Annotated in this window: 16 protein-coding genes and 1 pseudogene; 9 read left to right on the plus strand and 8 right to left on the minus strand. The window is 45.9% G+C overall.

The window, feature by feature from the left end; genetic code table 11:
* The first annotated feature begins 98 nt into the window (after window positions 1-98).
* The 5 genes from ACSR9A_RS18650 to gntI all read left to right on the plus strand — a co-directional run bounded on the left by ACSR9A_RS18650 (window position 99) and on the right by gntI (window position 5,849).
* Entirely contained in the window at window positions 99-1,382 is a 1,284-nt protein-coding gene (locus ACSR9A_RS18650) for a UDP-glucose dehydrogenase family protein (RefSeq protein WP_473758790.1), read from the plus strand.
* The gene (locus ACSR9A_RS18655) at window positions 1,379-2,323 is read left to right on the plus strand and encodes an NAD-dependent epimerase/dehydratase family protein (RefSeq protein WP_473758791.1); all 945 of its coding nucleotides are present in this window, start codon (window positions 1,379-1,381) and stop codon (window positions 2,321-2,323) included. The genes ACSR9A_RS18650 and ACSR9A_RS18655 overlap by 4 nt, the downstream gene beginning before the upstream one ends.
* 86 nt (window positions 2,324-2,409) lie before the next feature.
* Window positions 2,410-3,597 carry a glycosyltransferase family 4 protein gene (locus tag ACSR9A_RS18660; protein WP_473758792.1) on the plus strand — a complete coding sequence of 396 codons (1,188 nt, stop codon included), beginning with the start codon at window positions 2,410-2,412 and terminating at the stop codon, window positions 3,595-3,597.
* Window positions 3,598-3,602: 5 nt separating this feature from the next.
* The gene (locus ACSR9A_RS18665; protein WP_473758793.1) at window positions 3,603-4,715 is read left to right on the plus strand and encodes a hypothetical protein; all 1,113 of its coding nucleotides are present in this window, start codon (window positions 3,603-3,605) and stop codon (window positions 4,713-4,715) included.
* 246 nt (window positions 4,716-4,961) lie between these two features.
* The gene (gntI, locus tag ACSR9A_RS18670) at window positions 4,962-5,849 is read left to right on the plus strand and encodes a guanitoxin biosynthesis pre-guanitoxin N-oxide kinase GntI (RefSeq protein ID WP_473758794.1); all 888 of its coding nucleotides are present in this window, start codon (window positions 4,962-4,964) and stop codon (window positions 5,847-5,849) included.
* A gap of 206 nt (window positions 5,850-6,055) precedes the next feature.
* Here gntI and ACSR9A_RS18675 read toward each other — a convergent pair whose 3' ends face one another.
* Window positions 6,056-6,520 (minus strand): cellulose binding domain-containing protein, encoded by a 465-nt coding sequence (locus ACSR9A_RS18675; RefSeq protein ID WP_473758828.1) that lies wholly within the window; start codon window positions 6,518-6,520, stop codon window positions 6,056-6,058.
* 105 nt (window positions 6,521-6,625) lie between these two features.
* Between ACSR9A_RS18675 and ACSR9A_RS18680 the strand changes: the two are divergent.
* Window positions 6,626-6,856: pseudogene (locus tag ACSR9A_RS18680) on the plus strand (nitroreductase family protein); the annotation flags it as partial.
* Between the two features lie 162 nt (window positions 6,857-7,018).
* On the opposite strand, the gene ACSR9A_RS18685 reads toward ACSR9A_RS18680, so the two are convergent.
* Window positions 7,019-7,696, minus strand: a complete 678-nt coding sequence (locus ACSR9A_RS18685) for a DUF6273 domain-containing protein (RefSeq protein ID WP_473758795.1) — start codon at window positions 7,694-7,696, stop codon at window positions 7,019-7,021.
* A gap of 176 nt (window positions 7,697-7,872) precedes the next feature.
* Between ACSR9A_RS18685 and ACSR9A_RS18690 the strand changes: the two genes are divergently transcribed.
* Window positions 7,873-8,751 carry an RCC1 domain-containing protein gene (locus tag ACSR9A_RS18690; protein WP_473758796.1) on the plus strand — a complete coding sequence of 293 codons (879 nt, stop codon included), beginning with the start codon at window positions 7,873-7,875 and terminating at the stop codon, window positions 8,749-8,751.
* 121 nt (window positions 8,752-8,872) lie between these two features.
* On the opposite strand, the gene catA is transcribed toward ACSR9A_RS18690, so the two are convergent.
* From catA to ACSR9A_RS18720, 6 genes are all read right to left on the minus strand, one after another.
* Window positions 8,873-9,544, minus strand: coding sequence for a type A chloramphenicol O-acetyltransferase (gene catA, locus ACSR9A_RS18695; RefSeq protein WP_473758797.1), 672 nt, complete (start codon window positions 9,542-9,544; stop codon window positions 8,873-8,875).
* A 135-nt stretch (window positions 9,545-9,679) separates the two neighbouring features.
* Window positions 9,680-10,603: a heme o synthase gene (cyoE, locus tag ACSR9A_RS18700; RefSeq protein ID WP_473758798.1), complete on the minus strand. Its 924-nt coding sequence runs from the start codon at window positions 10,601-10,603 to the stop codon at window positions 9,680-9,682.
* A gap of 180 nt (window positions 10,604-10,783) precedes the next feature.
* Window positions 10,784-10,924 (minus strand): hypothetical protein, encoded by a 141-nt coding sequence (locus tag ACSR9A_RS18705; protein WP_473758799.1) that lies wholly within the window; start codon window positions 10,922-10,924, stop codon window positions 10,784-10,786.
* 201 nt (window positions 10,925-11,125) lie between these two features.
* Entirely contained in the window at window positions 11,126-11,452 is a 327-nt protein-coding gene (locus ACSR9A_RS18710) for a hypothetical protein (protein ID WP_473758800.1), read from the minus strand.
* A 29-nt stretch (window positions 11,453-11,481) separates the two neighbouring features.
* On the minus strand, window positions 11,482-12,645 hold the full coding sequence (locus tag ACSR9A_RS18715) for an MFS transporter (protein ID WP_473758801.1): 1,164 nt from the start codon (window positions 12,643-12,645) through the stop codon (window positions 11,482-11,484).
* Window positions 12,635-13,474: an SDR family NAD(P)-dependent oxidoreductase gene (locus tag ACSR9A_RS18720; protein ID WP_473758802.1), complete on the minus strand. Its 840-nt coding sequence runs from the start codon at window positions 13,472-13,474 to the stop codon at window positions 12,635-12,637. The genes ACSR9A_RS18715 and ACSR9A_RS18720 overlap by 11 nt, the downstream gene beginning before the upstream one ends.
* Before the next feature lie 164 nt (window positions 13,475-13,638).
* Between ACSR9A_RS18720 and ACSR9A_RS18725 the strand changes: the two genes are divergently transcribed.
* Window positions 13,639-14,529: a LysR family transcriptional regulator gene (locus ACSR9A_RS18725; protein WP_473758803.1), complete on the plus strand. Its 891-nt coding sequence runs from the start codon at window positions 13,639-13,641 to the stop codon at window positions 14,527-14,529.
* A 155-nt stretch (window positions 14,530-14,684) separates the two neighbouring features.
* The gene (locus ACSR9A_RS18730; RefSeq protein WP_473758829.1) at window positions 14,685-15,428 is read left to right on the plus strand and encodes an MBL fold metallo-hydrolase; all 744 of its coding nucleotides are present in this window, start codon (window positions 14,685-14,687) and stop codon (window positions 15,426-15,428) included.
* Window positions 15,429-15,484 lie beyond the last annotated feature (56 nt).

A 15,484-nucleotide genomic window follows, 5' to 3' on the forward strand; every position in this document is an offset into this window, starting at 1 on the left:
CCTCCCGCTTGATTTAATAGATGCAGCAGCCGTGACCATTCTTCACAGCAATCAATATTTTAGTAGTAGTAGTAGTAGATTCGAGAGGAGCGATAGAAATGGAAATTTGTGTTGTAGGAGCAGGCTACGTTGGTTTGACAACAGCGGCTGTTCTGGCAGATATGGAGCACACCGTATTTTGTACGGATGTTGATGTGGATAAAATTGCGAAGCTGCGGAAAGGGATTATTCCGATTTACGAGCCAGGGCTGACCGAACTGATTACGGAAAAACAGCAGCAGGGAACGCTCTTTTTTGATACGGATAGCAAGAAGCATATGGCTCATTGTCCTGTCATTATGATTGCAGTTGGGACCCCTTCAGCGAAGGACGGCAGCGCCGACATGAAATATGTAAAGCATGTCATCACCGCCATTGCGGAAGCGATTGGCTCGCACAAAATGATTATTATGAAGAGCACCGTCCCCCCGGGCACGGCTGATTGGGTCGAAGAGGAGCTTCAGCAGCACGGGATTAGCCCCGACTTATTTGATATCGTCTCTAACCCTGAATTTCTTAGGGAAGGAACAGCGATTGAGGATACGGTCCATCCTGATCGTATCGTGATTGGCGCCAAGAGAAGAGAAGCTGCGATGAAGGTCCAGGAAATGTACGCTTCCTTGCAAACCACGTTTTTGCTAACAAACCGACTGGAGGCTGAGCTGATCAAATATGCTTCCAATGCGTTCCTCGCCACTAAAATTTCCTTTATTAATGAAATAGCCCGGATTTGCGACGCTTATAAGGCCGACATTACGGAGGTATCGCAGGGTATTGGCCTTGATGAGCGAATCGGAGGCAGATTTCTGCAGGCTGGCCTCGGGTACGGCGGCTCCTGCTTTCCCAAAGATGTTAATGCCCTTGATTATGTGGCCGCCTCTAAAGGCGTTAAGCTTGATCTGCTGCATGCTGTCAAGAAAATCAATCGTTCACAAATAGACATTTACCTGAATAAAATAACCCATGCGCTAGGCGAATGGTCCGCAAAACCGCGAATTGCCGTATGGGGGGCAACCTTTAAAGAAAACACAGACGATATTCGCTATTCCCAAGCCATTGCTTTAATGAAGAAGCTGGCGCTCCGAGGATATGCGGTTTATGCCTACGACCCGCTTGCAAACCCTGAGCTTCCCTCCGTTATTTGGTGCTCCAGTCCTTATGTAGCCGTGGAGCAAGCGGATGTGCTGGTAGTCGCCACAGCCTGGCACTCCTTTCTGGAAGCCGATTGGCCTAAGGTCAAAATGCTAATGAGGCGGCCCGTTATTGTAGACGGACGAAATGCTCTGGACAAAAAGAATTTAGAATTGCAAGGCTTTGCTTACTTCGGAGTTGGTCGCCCATGAAAATCCTCGTAACTGGCGCTGCCGGCTTTATCGGATCTCATCTATGCGAATATTTGCTGGCAAGCGGCGAGCATGAAGTGATCGGCGTTGACGCATTCGTTCGTGAAGAGCTTCATTGGATTGGCACTAAAAACATGGAAAGCTTTCTTCACCACCCGCGATTCAACATGATTACCGCCAATATGCTTCATTTGGACTGGAAAACACTGCTTATCGATGTGGATATCATCTATCATTTGGCTGGCATACCGGGCGTTCGCTCCAGCTGGGGAGCTGATTTTCGCAGCTACGTCGAATCCAATATTCTTGCTACTCAGCAGCTGCTTGAAGCATGTCGTCAATCGTCGATTAAAAAATTTATTTTTGCATCTACCTCATCCGTTTATGGAGAGACGACGGGTCAAGTATCTGAGGACACGCCGCTGGCTCCTCTCGCCCCCTACGGTGTCAGCAAGCTGACAGGCGAGCATTTATGCCGGGTCTATAAAAAAAATGATGGTGTTCCAATCGTTATTTTACGCTTTTTCACTGTATACGGACCTCGTCAACGCTCCGATATGGCGTTTCATCGTTTTATTAAACAGCTGCTGGCGAATGATCCGATCACTTTATTTGGCGACGGCTCGCAAACTCGGGATTTCACGTATATCAGTGATTGCGTAGAAGCCATCGCTGCTGTAGCTGACGCCCCCCATGTCGTAGGAGAAACCATTAACATTGGCGGTAAGGAGCGCGCAGCTATCCTACAGGTTATTCAAGCTCTGGAGACTTTGACTGGAAAAAAAGGGGAAATAACCCTTAGCGGCAGCATGCACGGCGAGCCTATGCACACTTGGGCCGATATATCCAAAGCCAAACGACTATTGCAATACGAACCCAAGATCAGCTTAGAAGCTGGCTTAGCCAAGGAGCTCGAATATTTTAGCGATTTCTATAAATGACAGGAGGCTGTCTCCTTATGAGACTGGCATTCATATGTACGGAAAAGCTCCCTTCTCCCGCTGTGAGGGGGGGAGCCATCCAAATCATGATGGACGGAGTATCTCCCTTTTTATCACAAAATCATCAATTAACGATCTACTCCATTACCGATGCTGCACTGCCAGACAGGGAGACGCGTGGTGACATTAAATATATCCGCTTTCCCCGAGAAAGCTATGTTGAAGATGTTGCGCGTTCATTGAGAGAGCATGCCTATGATGTCGTTCATGTATTTAATCGTCCTAAAAACGTCGTTATTTATAAGGAAGCCTCCCCGACTAGCCGTTTTGTCGTCAGTCTGCATAACGAAATGTTTGAGAGCAACAAAATATCCGACGTCGATGCCGAGCTTTGCGTAGAATATGTTCACAAAATAACGACGGTAAGCAAATATATCAAATCAACGATTACCAGGCGCGTTCCCGCTGCAGAGAATAAAACAGAACCGATCTTCTCGGGAATTGACCCTAATTCGTACTATCCGATTTGGACCTCCCGCGGCTTGCAATTACGCAATCAAATGCGTGAAAAATACGGCGTCCAGAATAATAAAGTGATTTTATTTGTTGGACGGCTCAGCGTGAAGAAAGGGCCACACCTGCTCATTCAGGCGATGAGCCGGGTTCTTGATGAGCATCCGGATGCGGTCCTTGTTATTGTCGGCGGCAAATGGTTCAGCGACAACACCGTTGATGGCTATGGACAATGGTTATTGAAGCTCGCTGAGCCTTATCGCAGCAGAGTCATCTTCACCAAATTCGTTCAAGCTGACGAAATTCAAAATTATTTTTCAATGGGCGACGTATTTGTCTGCAGCTCCCAATGGCAGGAACCGCTCGCTCGCGTGCATTATGAAGCGATGGCGGCCGGAATCCCCGTCATTACAACCGATCGTGGCGGCAATGCCGAAGTCGTTCAACATAAGCGGAATGGCTATATTGTTCGCACCTACACCAGCGCAGACTCCTTTGCCGATGCCATTAACTATATGCTTACTTATAGGGATGAAGCCAGAACGATGGCCTTCAGAGGCAGAGAAATGGTCGAAGGATTTTTCACATTCAAGCATGTAGCAGATCGTTTAAATAAAATTTACATGGACGCTTATAGAAGCGAGCCTACCCCATTATCAAATATTACGGTTACCAAACTCAAAAGTCGGTTCACTAGGCCTCTTCGCAAAAAAATCAAACGCCGCTCTAGCATCAAACGAACTCAGCAAAGGGGCAGGTAACGATTATGCAAACGATAACTGGACTGATGTCCCAATATCCGCTTCAAGTGAAGAGCATTAAGCTCATCTCGGATAAAGGAAAGAAAGCGACCTGGAGCCTTGCGACAAGCGCGGGAACTAAAATTTTGAAGAAGGCGCCCGTCTCCAAGCAACGGCTCCTCTTTCTCCTTCAAGCCATTAGACATTTGCAGAAAAATGGTGCGCCTATCCCTCGCATGGTAGCTACCACGGGTGGAAATGATTACGCGGAGGACAGCAGCGGCAGCTGCTACGTCTTGTCAGATGCAGCGGAAGGCGATTCGCCCTCCTATGTAACGGCAGATCTCTATCTGATTATGAAGGAGCTTGGAAAATTCCATTTGGCTTCCCGAGGTTTTCAATCCACCTATACAACGAATGAAAGGGAGCATCTTGGCAGCTGGGGACGGAGCTACGCGAAGCATCTCGATCAATTAGAGCGGTTCAAGGGAATGGCCCTCAGCAGCGGCAACAGCAGTAGCAGCAATAGCAACAGCAATAGCCGTAGCACTAGGAGTAGCACTAAAAACAGTAAGAGCAGTAGGAGCGGAAAGAGCGGCAGCGTTAGCAGTAGCAGCAGCGAATTTGAGAGGCTTTTTCTTCTGCATGTGGACAAATTTATTGACCAAGGAAAAGCTGCACTGCACTTGATTCAAAGCAGCGCTTACAGCAATTGGGTCAATAAAGTAGCCGTGCAAAAAAACCTATGCCATCAGGATTTTGCAGCAGCTAACTTGATTAAGACCCGGCAAGGGCTTGCCATTATTGATATGGATTCCTTGACCTTTGACTTGCCTGCAAGAGATATTCGCAAAATATTCAACAAGGTGATGAAGAAGCATGGATGGAGCTCATCTAAAGCCATATCTATGCTGCGTGCTTATCGTGAGGTTCATCCTTTAAGCGCCGAGGAATGCAGCATCATTTATGCGGATCTGCTATTCCCTCATCTTTTCTATGGCTTATCGAGCAAATACTTCAACAAACGTACGGAATGGAATGCTCCCCAAACGATACAGAAGCTAAAAACATTAATTACGTCTGATCGCGAGCGCCAGCAAATGCTTGCATCGTGGGACAGCATTGTCAAACAGTCTTAGGCAATCTTAAGCAGACTTAGGCAGTTTTAAGCTTAGGCACCAAGCTTCTTTCAGGCTTGCTCTAGCGTTTTCGGGCAAGCCTGGAAGTAGCTTTGCCTATCGCTTTATTTTCCGGTCACTTCACCCTTCCATCATTCATTTTACATAGCAAAAAACTTTATTGACGGCCCTATTCGGGGTCGTTATACTGAAAGCGTTATCATTATCATTTTAGTTTGGAGCCCTATTGGGGGAAGAGGTGTCGAGTTGTCAAATGCAGAGAGTGGGCCGATTGAAGACGCGAGTTTAGAGCAGGTCTATACGTTGATCAAGGACGAGTTAGGCTGGGAACGTCAAGAAACAATGGTTGAATTTCAGAAGAGCGGTCTGACCAACCGTAACTATATCGTTTCCTGCAACGGGCAAAAGGTTGCGGTACGAATCGGCGGCACTCAATCCTCGGAGCTAGGCATTAATCGTTATGCTGAATCGGCGGCTTTGCAAGTTTTGGACGGATTAGCGGTTGCACCCGAATTACTTTACTTCAATCCTGAAACCGGACACATGATTACCCATTTTCTCTCTGGGCGGGAATTCCAAAATCAAGAGTTGGTAGAACATATGGAAGAGACCGTAGCTCTGCTTAAAAAAGTTCATCAACTGCCTCCTATTGCCTATGAATTTTCCCCATATCAGGATATTGAGGATCGCATTCAGAGTGCGAGGAAGAGGCAGTTGCCATTACCAGCATCACTTGATCGCCTTATGAATAAGCTGCTGAATATTCAGCATAGTAGAACACAGGTAGCCTCACGTTTCCGCGGGTTATGTCATAACGATCCATTTGCCAATAACTTTCTATATGATGGTTCCGTTCGTCTGCTTGATTGGGAGTATGCAGGTATGGGCGATATTCTGTTTGATCTTGCCTGTATGGGCTGTTCATTTACATCGGCACAGAAAGAACAGCTGCTTTCGCATTATTTTGGCGCGGAGGAAGGGGCTGGCCTGCTATCCACTCTCGATGACATGATCTTTATCGTTCAGTTCTGGAATGCCATGTGGGCAACTTTACAAATTGGACTGCCCCATCCCGCCTACAACTACTCAGATATGGCGAAGCATATGTTTGGGACGCTTGAAGCGCAGCTTTAAAAGCATAAAGCAAAAGCCGAACGAAAATCAGGCTGTTACCTGATCTTCGCTCGGCTTTGTTTCACACCAGCTTTATGGAGGTTTCATATTTCCCGCTGTTTAAGCAGCAATAGTAGTAATAATGGTTTCATTGTTCGGTTTAATGGTGGAGGCTTAATGCTCCGCAATCGCCAACAAGCTCTCTACCTCTCGACAAAAATTCATTCCTACACCGTTCCAGGCTCCGTTCCCCATTGGAGAGCACCTGAAATGTAGCCGGTCGTTTTGCTCCAATCAGCGTAAGTCGTATGGGTCGAATCGAAGGAGTAATCCACCGTCTGTGAGTAATTCGACCAATCGGACTTGGACACGCGAATCTGAATTTCAATGCTGGCTCCCGCAGCCAAGCTTCCGGCTCCGCTCGTAAAGCCGAGCTCCAGATAGTGGTCAGCCCCGGTCAGGGGAGTCGCGAACTTGACGAAGGTGCCCGTTACGTTGCTGCTGCCGACATGCGACCAGTCACAGAAAAAGCTATGGGCTATCTCCCCATCAATCGTATAATAATAACGCAGCTTCACGTCGGACATATTGATGGCGGAAATGCCGGTGTTCGTCAGCTTTATCCGCGGGTTCAGCGTGTTGCTCGCTGCCGTAACGGTGGAATTGTAACACGGAATTTGCGAATAAACCAGTTGGTATTGGGATAACCGATGCTTTCTTCAATATGGTAAATTTTATAATTTTCATGCTTTAGCAGCTCGCAGGCCTTGAGCATGCGCTGTTCGTAAATATACTGGGTACATCTGATTGACTCGGGCCTCATTTCGATGCAGCTGATGCTCGTTGCCCGTGCCCACGGTTATGACACCAACCCGATGGCCGGTTACGCTAAGGATCAGATCGCTGAAGCTTTTGGCCTGGACAAAGATCGGTTCCAATCGGTCATGCTGATCTCGATAGGAAAAGCAGCCAAAGAAGGCTATCCTTCCTACCGCCTCCCGGTTGACACGATTACAACTTGGGCCTAATCAACCGTTACTCTCAAAGCCTAACCTAACTATGGAGCTTGTTGTTAATCCTTATCATTCACGAAAAAAGATCGGTTTCGGGTCACGTCCAAGTGATCCAAAACCGATCTTTTTTTTGTTTTAAGCGATAAATATGCAAAAACGGACATCCGTTGATGAAAACTACGGAACTACCACTTTTAAAGCGGGACGCACACCGTCACGAGCTAAGTTAACAAGACCATAACTGCGTACACTGCTGCGTGGACCAATAAAATACGCACGTGTAGCAATAACAGGTTGGGTTCGCAGCCACCACCAAGAGCAGCCTAATTGTTCACCATTTTCGATGATATAGTCAGCTTTGACCGTCTTATCATACACATACAAGTGACAGCCATCTTCTTTTTTTATTTTGGAAAATCCCGTTCCTATTGCTCGACGTTTCGCGCTTAAAGCGACTTCATCATGTTTATAGGTCAGTTCTCTCACTTCCGAGACACTGAGCAAAAAAACCTGGTCATACGTGTCTGCACTCCCCTCTCCGTTGTCTGTGCAGTGCGCAGTCTTGATGAACCTCTTCTCGGAGTCATCGAACGCGGCATTATAAAACTCATCGTTCAGCCACTTACGCATATCAGAATCCTTCCACGAAATATCGACAAATTCACCATGATACCGCCTGCAGTCTAAAATGTACTCGCTCAACAGGAACAGCTCGCTGCCTGAATTTTGCAGCACCCGCCACATGATCGGCGTTCTGTCTGTGCCATCCGCCGTTTGCGGATACATGCCGAAAGTAAGGAGTGCGCCGGGCTCGGCGTTCCGGAATTGCGTGCAAGCAAAATCAACATTTTCCAAGAGGATCTTCTCCATTCGTTTTTAGTTTAATTGTACAACATGGATGCAAAAACTAAGATACCTCCCTCGAACCCTAGATTTACCCCATTATCCATTTCAAAACGAACTGAAGCGTTGAAAATGTGTGGAGGTTCTGCAATACTATCTATAAAATTATGAATGAGGGGGATTCGATTATGGAAATCGTTGCTCCCAAAAGCTGCGACACACGGGTCGGAGCGCTGCCCTCCATCGCGGCGGGTTATCGCCATACCGTCGGTCTTAAATCGGACGGGACGGCGGTGGCTGTCGGTGATAATAAATATGGCCAATGTGATGTAAGCGACTGGCGCGATATGATTGCGGTTGCAGCGGGTAATGCCCATACCGGTAATGCTCATACCATCGGGCTTAAATCAGACGGGACGGTCGCGGCTGTGGGTTGGAATAAGCATAACCAATGCGATGTAAGCAGCTGGCGCGATATGGTGACGGTTGCGGCGGGTTGGCGTCGTACTATCGGCCTTAAATCGGATGGCACAGTGCTGGCTGTGGGCCGAAATAATGAAGGCCAATGCGATGTAAGCGGCTGGCGTGATATGGTGGCGGTTACGGCAGGTGACTGGCATACTGTCGGGCTTAAATCAGACGGCACGGTGACGTTTACGGGCAATAATCGGTATGGCCAATGCCATGTAAGTGGCTGGCATGATATGGTGGCAGTTGCGGCGGGTTACCTTCATACCGTCGGGCTTAAATCGGACGGTACGGTGACCGCTGTGGGTTGGAATAAGCGTGACCAATGCAATGTAAGCGGCTGGCGCGGTATTGTGGCGATTGCGGCGGGTAGTAATCATACCATCGGCCTTAAATCGGATGGTACGGTGGCGGCTGTGGGTTGGAATGAGCATGGCCAATGCCATATAAGTGGCTGGCGCGATATAGTGGCGATTGCGGCGGGTTGCGCTCATACCATCGGTCTTAAATCGGACGGTACGGTGGTGGCTGTGGGCCGAAATAATGAAGGCCAATGTGATGTAAGCAGCTGGAGCGGAATACAACTTGTCGGGAAATAGTTTTCAATAATAAAATATATAATTATGAAAGCCATGCGCCGATTTCTCTCGCATGGCTTATGTTTTGTTTTCAAAAAATAAAGTTTTAGACTGCCGCTCCCTTATCCAACTAACATGGCCGTTAGCAAAATGAGGTATAGTTTGGCAACCATTCCTTACAAGTATCTGCACGTAATTGCAGCTCATTATACAGCAACCCAGCATGGTAACCATCGCAAACGGCATGGTGGAATTGCCCTGATAATGGCAACAGTATTTTGTCGTCCTGCCGAAAATATTTACCCATTGTAAAGATGGGGAGTAAAAAGGTTCCTTCATTATAGATGTTCAGGTTAAAGCCTGTAAAGCTAACCCAAGGAATGCTGGAAATAGGGAAAGTATTGGGCGGTTCGTTTGTTTTAGGAGCAAATTGTTTAACACTTCCGTACTTTTTCATATCAGCAAGATAACGACTGTAGAAATCATTAAAATCCTCATCATACAAAGTCCATAAACTTGAAAAAGTCTTATCATCAGCATGAAAAATGGTAAAGCTAGGAGATAAACGATCCCAATAACCTAATGTCCCCTCAGAATTAAAGCTTGTGCGAAATTCATGATGGCGGTTTACCACGGTCGTTATCATGTGTATGAGTGCAGGATACAGCTTTATCTCCTGAATCTTGAGTTCTTTCAGCAGCCGGGTAATATCAATATTGGCCGTCATGCTAAAGGTACATCTGACCTTGTTTAAATAATGGTCAAAGTAATGTTTTCTACTCCAGCTATCCATAATAATCGGATTGAAGTTCATTTATCATAACCTCCTAAAATGCTTGCTTTTTCGTTTTAGGAGGTTTAATCCACTGCTTTTACCATATCCTCTTCACGATCCCTTTATTATTAATTCATCTAGAACACCCACACTAGCGTAAATGCTCAAATCGTTCTACAGAAATAGAGGAGCACCCAAGGAGTAGCCGACGATCATCAGCAGCAGCACTGTGATGTGGTTCAGTGAAAAAATGAACATCGAACGCGCCCACTTTTCCTCCGGCTTCCGACGATATCCGTCTACGCTCAGGATCAGCCAGATCAAGCTCAGCAGCGCATTCGCCGCAGCGATATAAGGATTAAAGGACCAGAACAAGAAGCTGCACAGGAACAACGCAACCAGATATACGTTCATCTGCACGTACGTTCTTCGAATACCCTTGACGACCGGCAGCATCGGGATGTTAGCCGCCCGGTATTCCTCCATACGACGAATCCCGATTGCATAAAAATGTGGCATCTGCCAAATCACCATTAGCAGGAACAACGCCATTGCACCAGGGTGAAAAATGTCAGGTGAAATCGCGGCCCATCCGATCAGGGGAGGCATCGCACCCGACAAGCTTCCCACTTCCGTATTATAGATGGTTCTGCGCTTCGTCCACATGGTATAAGGCACGACATAGAGGAACAGACCCAGAAAGCCACAGTAAGCTGCAAGCGGAGAAGAAATATACAACGCGACAAGGCCACCTGTAGCGATCCAGATTCCCATGATCAGCCCGCTCCTGAGGTCAACAATTCCTGAAACAGTCGGCCTGTTTTTCGTCCGTTCCATAATGGCATCGATATCACGATCATATAAATTATTGAAGATGCCGGCCGCTCCAATCACCAAGGCAGATCCAATCAAAGCGAGCACAATGTTGCCGATCTTATCGAAGAAAGATAAGTGATGAACGTATAGCGCCATGCTAAGCCCTGCGATCATCGCAATGAGGTTCGACTTAATAATGCCAAACTTTATCGTTTCAAAGAGCACCTTCGTAATGGAGATCGGAATTCGTTCAATACTAGTTGTATTGCTTTGTATTAACATGAGAATAACACTCCCTGTATCTGATTTCACTGCTATAGGTCACTCTATAGGTCACTTCTATAGGTTACCATAAAGCGTCACTTATTTGCTGCTACTCAATCAACCCTCATTATTCTGTCAAAAATCCTTGTCGCTTTCGTGAACAACCCGTGTGCAGGCCCAACACGACTCTGTCAACAACTAACCTTTATCCATCAAATCATGATCATTCGTATAATCTATCCTGACTGACTGATCCTTTTGACCATTAATAACGACGTCGCCCGTCATCGGCCGCTCTCCCTGTAACTCTATCACCTTTTTCTGCCGTTCGTCCAACATATCCGTTCCTTCCAGCTCTTCACTTAGACCGGTGCGGATGCTCGATTAACAGTAGTACTGAACGGTGGGCCTGATGATCGAGAGCATTTGGACTGAGCAGTCCTCAAGCTCCACGAAACTAGCTAGCTTCGGGATGTGCTGCCAAAAATACAAAAGACAGTACCCCGCAGGTACTGTCTTTTGTATAACTATTTACTTACATTACCTAGCGCGGTCAAAATCGTTATTTGCGGGGAGTTGTTTCCAATGGTTCCCGTCAGTGGAGGTGAGAATCAAGCCGATATTACCGCCAGCAACGAACAACCCATTCCCATAAACGACGGTATAGATATCCGTAGACGTCCCGATACCGGATATGACCAGCTGTTGCCGTAGATTATTCATTTTGTAGCTTTCCCAGCTTGATCCATCCTCGGAAGTCCAGGTCTCCCCGACGCTTCTTCCCAAGAAGTCTTTCCCCATGCCGACTGCGACAAACCTGCCATCCGCATAAATCAGATTATTTACCGTAATAATAGTGATATTCATTTTCTAAACAAGAGCAGTCTCTGACGAGTTCATACCTCCAATCGGCCGCTTTTGAAAATTCTTGGATAAATGGCTGCTATACTTAATATCAGGAACAAGATCCCCCCAAGTATGACGTATTGTATACTCATTCCTGTTATGAACAGCCCACATACACTTGCACCTAACGTCGTTCCCAGATTCGCGGATGTCAGAAAGATTCCATTTGCAAATTCAGGAGCCTCTGGCGCGGCAGATACAATCCAATATTGAGTAATGTTGCCTCCTATGCCGCTCAATACTCCCCAAACCAAGATAATGAAAGTCATTGGCTCGCTGAACTGTCCCAGCATAAAAAGCAGGATGTAAACAATTCCTAATGCAAATGGATAAAACTTTATCGTGCTTAATGCATGCTTTGTAAGCAGCTTCCCTGCGATCAAGTTTCCAATAATATTGGCCGCACCGTATAGAAATAACATCAAACTGATTGTGTTCCAAGTATATTGGGTTACGGTTTTCAAATACTCGGCAAGGTAACTGTATACTCCGAATACGGCTCCGTTCATGAAGATCACAGCGGCAATGGATAGCCAGATCGTGGAGCTTTTTAATACACGCAATTGAGTGCCATAGGAGGACTTATTCTCAACAGGCATAGATGGTACGAACAGAATTGTCGCGATGAATGCGACTACGTTTATGGCAGCAAAAAACAACATCGTGTGAGCAAGGGAGGTTGCGGTGGCAATCATACCTGCGAGCGGTACGCCAAGCACCATTCCTGCAGATACGCCAATGAATACTTTGGCTACTGCCTTCGAGGCTTGATCCTTATTAACGGAAGAAGCTGCCACGGTAAATGCCAATGAACAATAAATGGGATGAAAAAAAGCAGGAACAACACGAGCAATCAATAACACAGTAAAGTCTGATGTGATGGCAGAAACGAGGTTGCCCGCAATAAAAATGCCAAGAACAAGCAGCATGACATTCCTACGGTTCATACCCGAAAACAAGGAAGGCAAAATTGGACCAGAGATAGCAACCGCAAGTGCAAACAGACTCACGATCAACCCCGCGGTGGAGATACTGACATGAAAGTGGTCCGCAATCAAGGGCAAGATTCCGATAACTCCCATCTCGGTGTTTAAGATACTGAATACGCCAAAGGTCAATATATAGACAATCAAATGATTTCGTTCAATCTTCATAAGCCATAGCCGATGAAAGATCGCGGTAGGCATTTATCTGAGCCTGGAGATCCACAATCTTTTGCTCTGCAATACCAATAGCGTCGGAGCCTGCGATGAACCGTTGCGGCGGTTTCGCCTCACTTACGATTTTGAGAAGTGCCTTCGCAAGCTTGATGGGATCACCTGGCTGCTGTCCGTTTTGTCCATTAAAAAATGACATGTGATTAGCTCTGCGTTCCTCATAATCCTCGATCGAATGCTTGGCATAAGTCGACGACGCCTCCGTAAGGAATTCCGTTCGGAAAAAGCCTGGATTGACAATGGTCGTATGAATGTCAAAAGGCGCTATCTCAGGCGACAATGACTCCATCCAGCCCTCAAGCGCAAATTTTGATGCACAATAGGCGGAATTAAACTCGAATCCGGAAAGGCCTGCACCAGAAGAAATCGAGATGATATGGCCGGAACGCTGCTTGCGCATGACAGGCAACACCACCCGCGTAACGTTCATGGGGCCAATCAAAGCCACTTGCAGCTGTTCTTCAATTTGGTCTGGAGTCAGTTCCTCGAAGAAGCCCCCATAGAATTGTGCGGCATTATTAATCAGCACATCAATCGTTCCGAACCGCTCGATTGCCGCGTTGACTGCCGACTGTGCTTCGGCAGGCCGGGTAACATCCAATTGAACGATCAATAAATGATCGGATTTTCCGATCGCCTTGGTCACCGCGTCTGTATGACGACCAGTAGCCACAACCTTGTGTCCGGCGTTCAAAGCAGCTTTAGCGATTATTTTGCCCATGCCTCTGCCAGCGCCCGTGATAAACCATACCTTTTTTGTATCCATGTTTTATTTCCTCCGCTTTTCAAAAAATAATGTTTATCATATAAGCTGTTTGTATTTATTTTAGACGTGCTTTTCTCACATAACAAATACCTATATCTCATATCAAGAAATGCTTGAAAGGCATTTCTTGAACATGTATCATAAAACCAAAAGGAGAAGTGCAGATGGAAGTTAGAGTATTGCGTTATTTTCTTACAGTGGCAAGAGAAGGAAGCATTACGGCAGCTGCTGAATTTTTACATCTTACACAGCCAACCTTGTCCAGACAATTAAAGGATCTTGAACACGCGCTAGGAAAAAAACTATTTATTCGAAGCAGTCACCATATTATTTTGACAGATGAAGGTTTGCTCTTAAGAAAGAGAGCCGAAGAGATCATTGACATGGTGGATAAATTAGAGGCAGAGTTTAGATACATGGAAGCAACAGTTAGTGGGGATGTCTATATAGGCGGCGGGGAAACAGAAGCCATGAAGCAAATTGCACGGGTAGTCAAAGACTTACATTTAAGCTATCCAAATATACGGTATCATCTCTATAGCGGCAACGAGGATGATGTAACTGAGCGGCTCAATAAGGGCCTGCTTGACTTTGGTGTACTCATTCAACCAGCTGATGTATCGAAATACAATTACATAGATATCCCAGCTAAGGATGTTTGGGGCGTTGTAATGAGGAAAGACAGTTCTCTTGCTTGCAAGGAAGTCATTCTTTCAGCAGACTTAATCAATGTGCCACTAATTTGCTCAAGACAGGCTATGAAGCAGACATTTTATAAAAATGAATTTGTGGATTGGTTTGGTGACGATTTCGATAAATTAAATGTTGTAGCTACCTACAATCTGGCCTATAATGCTGCAATTATGGTTGAAGAAGGCATTGGATATGCCGTAACGATAGATAAAATCGTAAACACATCCAGTGACAGTAACCTTTGTTTTAGACCCCTAGAGCCTAGGCTTGAATCTGGCTTAAATATAGTTTGGAAGAAAAATCAGGTCTTTTCGGCTGCCGCCAAAACATTTTTGAGACAGCTTCAGGAGATATTTGGCTAACCAATTTTCCCTATTGCTACAAATGATAAAGCTGATTCAAACATCGGTAAACTTGAAAAATGCTCCCCGTATCTTTAGATAGCTCCGATTCGTTTATATGGTGAAAGAAATTAAAAAATATAAAACGGAGACAAATAAGAAGGAGAGAAGAAATGATGAAAATTTCAGATGGAGTAGAAATGCTGGAATTGCAGGTTGAAGTATTCGGCAATCGTCAAGAATTGAATCCTACCCTGATTTGGGATGATGAAACGGCTATTTTAATCGATACCGGCTCGCCCGGGCAATTGGAGCAAATACGTACAGCCATGAACGAGTGTGGTGTCTCCATGGACAAGTTGAAAGCAATCATTTTGACTCATCAAGATATTGACCACATCGGCAGTCTTCCTGAAATTTTGCAGCAATCTGATGGAAATATTAAGGTATACGCTCATGAGATGGATAAACCATATATTGAAGGAAAATTGCCCCTTATGAAAGTGAATCTCGATAGTATGGCTTGGCAATTAGAATCCCTTCCGGAAGATGAACGTTTGAAAGTGGTCGCCTACTTGTTGGAGAATTCTCCTAAGGCCAAAGTTGACAGCACGTTGGCTGACGGACAAGAGCTTCCGTATTGCGGGGGAATTCATGTTATCTTTACACCCGGGCACACGCCTGGACATATTAGTCTTTATTTGAAACAAAGCAAAACCCTTGTTGTTGGTGATGCCATGTTCAGTGTGGAAGGCATCTTAGGGGGACCCCATCCGCATTCCACGCCGGATATGAACACAGCTTTCCGTTCCATAAAAAAATATTTAGACTTCGACATTAAATCGGTTATTTGTTATCACGGAGGATTAAGTAGGGATAACGTTAAGGGCCAGCTTCAAGAGCTTGTCAGGAAAGCGTAAACGGCTTAAAACAAAGTTTGATTATTTGGAATAAATATCGATACTGACGGTGTGAT

Source organism: Paenibacillus sp. R-74696 (assembly GCF_055814915.1).

Coding starts and splice junctions, on each gene's coding strand:
- ACSR9A_RS18725 (WP_473758803.1), top strand. CDS start 13,639: ATGGAAGTTAGAGTATTGCGTTATTTTCTTACAGTGGCAAGAGAAGGA.
- ACSR9A_RS18650 (WP_473758790.1), top strand. CDS start 99: ATGGAAATTTGTGTTGTAGGAGCAGGCTACGTTGGTTTGACAACAGCG.
- ACSR9A_RS18715 (WP_473758801.1), bottom strand. CDS start 12,645: ATGAAGATTGAACGAAATCATTTGATTGTCTATATATTGACCTTTGGC.
- ACSR9A_RS18710 (WP_473758800.1), bottom strand. CDS start 11,452: ATGAATATCACTATTATTACGGTAAATAATCTGATTTATGCGGATGGC.
- catA (WP_473758797.1), bottom strand. CDS start 9,544: ATGAACTTCAATCCGATTATTATGGATAGCTGGAGTAGAAAACATTAC.
- ACSR9A_RS18665 (WP_473758793.1), top strand. CDS start 3,603: ATGCAAACGATAACTGGACTGATGTCCCAATATCCGCTTCAAGTGAAG.
- ACSR9A_RS18720 (WP_473758802.1), bottom strand. CDS start 13,474: ATGGATACAAAAAAGGTATGGTTTATCACGGGCGCTGGCAGAGGCATG.
- ACSR9A_RS18705 (WP_473758799.1), bottom strand. CDS start 10,924: ATGTTGGACGAACGGCAGAAAAAGGTGATAGAGTTACAGGGAGAGCGG.
- ACSR9A_RS18730 (WP_473758829.1), top strand. CDS start 14,685: ATGAAAATTTCAGATGGAGTAGAAATGCTGGAATTGCAGGTTGAAGTA.
- ACSR9A_RS18690 (WP_473758796.1), top strand. CDS start 7,873: ATGGAAATCGTTGCTCCCAAAAGCTGCGACACACGGGTCGGAGCGCTG.
- ACSR9A_RS18655 (WP_473758791.1), top strand. CDS start 1,379: ATGAAAATCCTCGTAACTGGCGCTGCCGGCTTTATCGGATCTCATCTA.
- cyoE (WP_473758798.1), bottom strand. CDS start 10,603: ATGTTAATACAAAGCAATACAACTAGTATTGAACGAATTCCGATCTCC.
- ACSR9A_RS18660 (WP_473758792.1), top strand. CDS start 2,410: ATGATGGACGGAGTATCTCCCTTTTTATCACAAAATCATCAATTAACG.